We start from the raw sequence: 5,565 nt of genomic DNA on the forward strand, positions 1-5,565 counted from the left end.
ATTCTTGGGTGTGCTAAATGAATTCTACTATTGATCCAATCACTAAATCTTATACTTGATTGACGTTGATCGTGAAAATATTCATACGTAATCTCCAATTGTTTTTCAATAGTTATTGGATCTTTCATATCCAGTCGAGAAAATTTATTTAATGCTGACCAGAAAGCTGTGAAGTGTTTAAAAATGTCATTTGAACCAGTGTTTAGAATGTCAATAAACCATTGGATATATAGGATAGATGAGCATTCAATGAATGGACTATCTTTAAGTTGGTAGGTACATGAGGCACAAGTCAAAATTGTACCTGATTTAAGATCAATGGGGGATTTACATTGTGGACAATGATCTATAAGAAAAATTGAGTGAATTGGACAAGCATAAATAGGTTTGAGAAGCCATATTTTTCTAAAAAAGGGTTGCTCTTCTAAACATAATGGACAAAAAGATTGAGGAGAAGATTTCAGTAATTTGTTATTAATTTCAATATTTCCCCACATTCTTGCTGAACGACCAGTAAGGCTTATTTTTTCAAAAGCTAACCACTTATATGCTGTATTTATATTAAGGAGTTGAAGTGCGTATTGGAAACGAGGTAGATCAGTGATATCACAATTCGGTGCTTGTTTAACTAGAAATTTAAAATGAGCTTTTCCGAAAAGATTATAAACTGATGAATGCATATTAAGTTGTGCAGCTCTTAGTAAATAGCTAGCCGCGGATTCTCCTTCATATGGAATTGGCTGTATAAGTAAATTTTCATTATTGTTCATACTTACACTCCCTTTATGCCTGATATTAATTGGGCCAGATTCATAACAAATGGATCTTGTTTGAAATCACTAATAAATAGGGTTATTCCAAGTGCCCATGCGTGACTAAAATCATTTTGCGTGACAATAGATCTTCCATCATCTAATGCAATTACAATACTTTCACGTATAAGGCTCATTACATAATAATGATTGCCTTTAGTTGCAGCATAGATTTGCATACCTAAAAGATAACTATCTAATTCCGGACTAAAAGAAGTATTGTGTTCAAATACTTTATTAGCGATTTCATGAAGAAATAAGTAGATTGTGCCGTAGGTATCTTTTGTTCCTAAGGTGAGCGGAGATAGTTTATAGTGAAAAGGAAATCTTCTTGCAATTTGGGTGTCAACCTGAATAAGTTCTGCAAATTGAGGAAGGCCTACAAGACAGAAACTAATTCCCGTTTCGTTAACTAGAGTTTTTATCCAATTTCCAACCGTAATATTCATTCTTGTTGAATTTAATTTGCGATCAAAAAGATGATGAAACTCATCTAGAAAAACCAATTTGGTTTCACATTGTATAAGTAAGTATGTAAGTCTTGAAGTGAGGTATTTAGTTGTTCCAGTATTATAACTTGGATCACCTAGTTTATTTAGCATTGTGATCGCTAAGGATTTCACCGTTGCTGGAGAGGGAACTTCAACATAAAAAGCGGGAATGATACTCTTTTTTCTGTCATACTCTATTTTGACGGAATTTGGCATTTGAGCGATTACTGCACGACACAGGGTCGTTTTTCCAAGACCTCCTTCAGATAGAAGCATACTTCCAATTGGTTCATTGTAAGCAATACTACGTTCAGCGCATTGTTGAATGCCTATATAGGCATTCATAAATTCATCTGAAGTAATCACAAGATCTCTAAGATAACTAACTGATTCAAAATTATTATTATTTTCCATCTTTTTTTATCTCCATTGAACCGAATCTAGTTGGAGGAACTATATGATCTTTGTGAATTTTAAGATCGATTTGATTGAGGGTGGTATTTAAACCAAGCTTTTCTTCGAGCTGTTGCATTTGTTTTGGAATATCAATTTTGATTTGTTTTAACTTTGGTTTTTTTCTGACAAGATCGATTTGTATGTCTTGCATAAGCTTATATAAGTTATAAAGATCAGCAAACTGTCCTAATCTTTGTCGATCTGAATCTGCCATAAGCTTTTTTCTTTCTTGTACTTCTAGATGCACTATCCGAGATAAATTTTGTGTGTATTCTGGATTCGTTGAATCGGCTTGAATGACCACTTGTTTATCATTCGGCGAAAGAATGTAGACAATGTTAAGATCAAGATCATCGACTAAAACGGTAACTTTTTTAATTCTTTTTGCTTCTAATACTTTTAATGCGTGAGAATAATAAGCTAAGCCATCAATTTGTACTTGCCCATGATTGATTGTTCTTTCAATAGGTCTACGACAAATAATTTTGGCGTCAGATTCTATTAGAAAAGATGGTTTGACCTGCTCAATTGCATCATTCCACATTAAAATAGGGGTTCTTCCAGTCTGGCTATGAATAGATTGATGATAGGTTCCATTGATCCATTCATTTATGTATTCTTTTATCTGTAGTAATGAATAGCCTGCATTCTTCCCAGAATTGTAGAGGCCACGTTCAATAGGATTTGAAAAGGTTGTACCCGATAACTTTTGAATGATTCCTTTGGTCAATGTTGAGAAAAATCGTTCGATATGAGGCTTGTTATTAGGGGTTCCAATTTGAGAAGGTGTGAGCGTAATTTTTAATTGTTCACAGACTCTTGCTAAGGAATTATTCTTAAATTCAATTCCATTATCTGGAATGATGATTGATGCAATGCCTCCAGGTAGTCCATGGTTTGGGCGAGTAATCATATCTTTAATGACGGCTAGAGTAGTCATCGCGCTTGGTGGGAACATACTTATATATGTACCCACAATCGCACGTGAATATACATCAATACCACAAGCCAAGTATGGTCGCCCGAGTACTTGATGGGTTAATGGATCAATCACAATAATATCTAAATAATGTGTGTCAATTTCAACCATATAAAGTGCAAAGGGGCTGGGACAACTTTCACCAGATGCTTGAAAAGCTTTATGTGCTATACGGTTCCCTTTTTTAATTTTAGTAACTAAATAAGGATCTAATTTTTCTATGTAACGTTGAACAGTTCTTCTACTGGGCAAATATTTTGTTGATATACCTTGTTCTATCAATTTACCTAATATGTATGCTTGAACATCTTTACTAGTTCTATACTCAGGCTTTAAATAAATTTCATTAATACCCTGAGACATAATTTGATAGATTTCTGGAGGGAATCGAAGTGACTGATTACCTTTATAACTATTACTTAAACTAAGATTATTATGACAACTACTACGGTATTTATTTATCCATCTTGCAACTGTTCTAGGAGAAGGAGGGACTTGATCCCCGAGTTCTGTTGCAATTTCATCAATAAGCTTTTTTAAAGGAATTAAGGCTGTAGGTTCATATAGTTTGTAAAGTGCAGATCTTACATATCGTTCTTTACGCTGAACTTCGCTATATTTTTCCGGATTGATGATTAATTTTTCGGGAGCAAAAATGCATTTGATTTCATCGTTTTTATAGTATTGACCAAACGCTTCAGATGACAAGGTGAAGGATTTTCCACCGATAACAGCAGCGTAACGAATTTGCCCATAAGTAACATTAGTGATCTCAAAAACATAGTCCTCTTGATTACTAAAAGTGAAGCGAAAACCTGGCTGAGGAATAAATAATGATGATGGCATCTTAAATTCCTCCTTCTGTACCTATGGTGATCTTTTTATGAAAGAGTAAATAGTCACCTAATTCACAAGCCAAACCCAATTTTTGAACTAATGTATATACTGCTTCAATGTTCTGGAAAGTAGATTCCTCCAGTGCATTCATTACTAGATCAATTTCTAAAGGTGTCCAGTTTCGTTTATGCCCCCTTTGATAAAAATATAAAAGATTTTGAAGCTGTTTTATTGTTGGTAAGCTGAATTGGTCAATAAGCTTAAACAATATCCCCATTTGATTAAGTATCTCAGAGACCTGTTCAAACTTTTGTATCTCTTCTTGTGCCAGAGCCCTAATAGAGGGTTTCACTTCATGGATCTCAAATGATCCATCGATGTTTTGGACCAAAAAGTCTGGATAGTAAAAATGATTACCTGATAACGGTATTTTTATTGCTTGAGTACGGAAGCTTTTTACCTGAGTGTTTTGTTCAAGGTAGAGTGCTTGGGCCAATTCGAGATGACTTTCAAGTGGAATTGCTCCACCAGATTTAGTACTAGGAAATAAAGCTGTTCTACGGCCAAAACACCCTTGATAAATTTTTCGTTGCCCGTGAAGTGTTGATGCTAAATTAGGTTGAGCCTGAAAAGCTTTTTCTATTTGTTCCCAAATAAATTGAGCCAAATTACTTCTTTTGATTTGTGAGAAAGGGTACATAGATGTATCTCCAGTATTCCGTTGCATCCCTAAAACATTTTTAAAGATGAGTGAAATTCTTTGGTGCTATAAAAAATAGCAACAAGACTTGACTGACGGCTTTATACGGAAGATACTTTGATTACCACGTCTTTGTATGGTTCCATATAAAGTCACCAACGGATCCTTTTTAGGGTCCGTTTTTTATTTGCTTAGATTTTTAGATCATTAATGTTCTCCTTAGTAGACATTAACTTTGTTGGACAGCCTCATTTCTTTGTTTTGCTAACCAGAAGGCTAAATCTTTAACAAGCGCGTATTTACCGCGACGGTTTTCGACAGAGAAAACAGGAATTGGTACAGTTTTTCTTGTTAATGCTTGCCTAAAGGCATCGGTAGAACGATATCCTAATGCAACTCTCAATGCTTCATCTGAAATCATAGGGCCATGACGTTCAAATAGATCACGCTCAATCATTTCTGCACTTATTAAGATTGCTTTATTCATCTTATTTAGTCCTAACCCGTCATAACAAAAGCATATATCTTCCGAAAAAAATATGGTAGAAGAGCGTTAAGAGATAAAATTATCTATAATATTTTTATTAATTATTTGATTTTAAATAGATAGCCATAATTAATTTATGGTTGCGTTGAGGTCGCCGCAACATGCAAGCTAAAAAAATAAAAACTAGGATGCGAAGGGATTGGCTTGATGTGATTCGTACAGCCATTTGGTATGCCTATATAGAAATAAACTTTTTAAACAGTACAAACCATCAGATAGCACAGTTCATTGAAGCTGATGCTTTTGGGAAAGGAGAGGAAAATGATATTAATAATTATATTAGGTGGGCAAAATATAGAATAGGAAAGCATACCCCTGGAAAAGAACTTATAAATAAAGCCAATCAACATGTAGAAGGGACTGCAAGGATTATTAATCATGTTTTATGGGAGGCAATAAGAGGACGTAAACCATTGAATTGGTTTACTGAGAGTGGGGTTAACCAACTTTCTTGGGATGTTCAACGAATTATTTTTAAATCTGTGAATGATCAAAAGGAGTTAATTCCAGTTTTACAGATAAGAAAAGATCTAAGAAGATTAGAGCGGTTAGCAAGCTTGGATGCACTAGCTGCCTTAATCATATTCTTAAGAATGGCCGATGATCAAAATCAAAGAGAAATCGCTTTAAGTATTGGACAGTCCATTTATAGAATATTATTGGTAATGTGTGTGTTTTTGCCTTTAGCAAAGTTTAGGTATGGACTAGCATTTTTAGTTTATCTATATGTCTTTCCTCTATGT

At 34.3% G+C, this 5,565-nt stretch carries 6 protein-coding genes; 1 reads left to right on the forward strand and 5 read right to left on the reverse strand.

The window, feature by feature from the left end:
* The 5 genes from HUN22_RS15290 to HUN22_RS15310 all read right to left on the reverse strand — a co-directional run.
* A partial coding sequence (locus HUN22_RS15290; protein WP_174731071.1) for a TniQ family protein occupies positions 1 to 770 on the reverse strand: 770 nt, incomplete at its 3' end.
* A gap of 2 nt (positions 771 to 772) precedes the next feature.
* Complete coding sequence (locus tag HUN22_RS15295; RefSeq protein ID WP_174731074.1) at positions 773 to 1,717, reverse strand: TniB family NTP-binding protein; 945 nt, start codon at positions 1,715 to 1,717, stop codon at positions 773 to 775.
* The gene (locus tag HUN22_RS15300) at positions 1,707 to 3,584 is read right to left on the reverse strand and encodes a Mu transposase C-terminal domain-containing protein (protein WP_174731077.1); all 1,878 of its coding nucleotides are present in this window, start codon (positions 3,582 to 3,584) and stop codon (positions 1,707 to 1,709) included. Before HUN22_RS15300 ends, HUN22_RS15295 begins: the two co-directional genes overlap by 11 nt.
* A 1-nt stretch (position 3,585) precedes the next feature.
* Positions 3,586 to 4,302, reverse strand: a complete 717-nt coding sequence (locus HUN22_RS15305) for a Tn7 transposase TnsA N-terminal domain-containing protein (RefSeq protein WP_254617550.1) — start codon at positions 4,300 to 4,302, stop codon at positions 3,586 to 3,588.
* A 202-nt stretch (positions 4,303 to 4,504) separates the two neighbouring features.
* Entirely contained in the window at positions 4,505 to 4,762 is a 258-nt protein-coding gene (locus HUN22_RS15310; protein ID WP_001030216.1) for a hypothetical protein, read from the reverse strand.
* A 161-nt stretch (positions 4,763 to 4,923) separates the two neighbouring features.
* On the opposite strand from HUN22_RS15310, the gene HUN22_RS15315 reads away from it, so the two are divergent.
* Positions 4,924 to 5,565, forward strand: a 642-nt coding sequence (locus HUN22_RS15315; protein WP_174731079.1) for a hypothetical protein, incomplete at its 3' end; no start/stop codon positions are given.

It is taken from the genome of Acinetobacter lactucae (assembly GCF_013344765.1).
Taxonomy (GTDB): domain Bacteria; phylum Pseudomonadota; class Gammaproteobacteria; order Pseudomonadales; family Moraxellaceae; genus Acinetobacter; species Acinetobacter lactucae_A.